Raw genomic sequence first — 1,413 nt, 5'->3', positions numbered from 1 at the left:
CCCATGGCCACGACCCGGTGCGCGGCGGCGGCGCCGAGCTGCGCCGGGACCTCGTCGAGGTCCTGCGTCGCCCACCGCGCGACCTGCGCGCTCGCCCGCGGGGCACGGACCCCGTACGCGTACGCCGCACCGACGAGGACCGCACCGCCGACCAGGTTCCCCAGGCCGACGAGCGCGAGGTTGCGCGCCATCTCCGCGACCGTCGCGCCCGGCAGCCCGCCGAGCAGGCCCAGGGAGAAGGTCGTCATGTTCGCGACGACGTGCTCGAAGCCCGACGTGATGAACACCATGACGCACGCGAACACGAGCGCGATCTTCGCGCCCTCGCTCTTCAGCCGCGCCCCGCACCAGATCGCGAGGCAGACGAGCAGGTTGCACAGGATGCCGCGGACGAACAGCTGCCCGGCCGACTCGTGCGTCTTGTGCTCGAGCATCGTCGCGATCGTCGCGCCACCGGCCGTGCCGGGTCCGACGACGCCCGACGCGTGCACGAGCGCGGCGAACGCCATCGACCCGAGCAGGTTCCCGCCGGTCACGGCGAGCAGCGTGAGGCCCGCGCGGCCCCACGGCACGCGGCCGAGCATCGCGCCCTGCGTGAGGATCATCATCGCGGAGGTCGCGAGCTCCGCCCCGGCGACCACGACGATCGTCAGCGCGACGCCGAACACCAGGCCCTTGACCAGCGGCGCGAAGCCCGAGCCCGCGGCCTCGAGCGGACCGCCCGCGGTCGCGAGGATCAGGACGCCGATGCCGATGTACGCGCCCGCGAGCATCGTGCGGACGAGGAACACGCCGGGCGTCGCCATGAGGTCGACCTTGTGGCGCGCCGCGTCGGCCTGCGCGAGCGCGGCGTCGGAGATGGGGAGCACCGGACCACTGTCCTCCCGGGCGACGTCCGAGTCGTGGGACGAAAGACCGCCCGGGAATCGCGGCGGGCGGTCGCGCGGTTGGCTCCCGACGTGACCCGACTGTTCTCCCCGCTCACCCTCCGCGGCACCACGTTCGCCAACCGCGCGTGGCTCGCGCCCATGTGCATGTACTCCGCCGTCGACGGCCACCCGACCGACTGGCACCTCGTGCACCTCGGTGCGCGCGCGTCCGGCGGCTACGGCCTGCTGCTCGCCGAGGCCACCGCCGTCGTCGCCGAGGGCCGCATCTCGCCGCGCGACACCGGTCTGTGGGACGACGCGCACGTCGCGTCCTGGCGGCGGGTCACCGACTTCGTGCACGCCCGCGGGACGCGCATCGGCGTGCAGCTCGCGCACGCCGGGCGCAAGGCGTCGACGCGCGCGCAGCGTCGTCGTGCCCGTCCCGGTCACCTGGAAGCGGGTCTGGAGCGTCTGGCCGGCGGTGTACGTGATGCCGGGGACGTTGACCTGCGCCACGGTGACCGTGGTGCCGGCGGAGATCCCG

At 74.3% G+C, this 1,413-nt stretch carries 2 protein-coding genes; one reads left to right on the top strand and one right to left on the bottom strand.

Annotation, left to right across the window (positions count from 1 at the left end; all coding sequences use genetic code 11):
• The coding region (locus HGA02_RS19295; RefSeq protein WP_343035634.1) for a formate/nitrite transporter family protein at positions 1-869 on the bottom strand (869 nt) is incomplete at its 3' end.
• Positions 870-959: 90 nt separating this feature from the next.
• On the opposite strand from HGA02_RS19295, the gene HGA02_RS19290 reads away from it, so the two are divergent.
• The coding region (locus tag HGA02_RS19290) for an oxidoreductase (RefSeq protein ID WP_484482058.1) at positions 960-1,413 on the top strand (454 nt) is incomplete at its 3' end.

It is taken from the genome of Cellulomonas septica (assembly GCF_012396155.1).
Classification (GTDB): Bacteria; Actinomycetota; Actinomycetes; order Actinomycetales; family Cellulomonadaceae; genus Cellulomonas; species Cellulomonas septica.
Note: the sequence above shows the minus strand (reverse complement) of the source record. Positions and strands in the feature narration are given on the sequence as shown.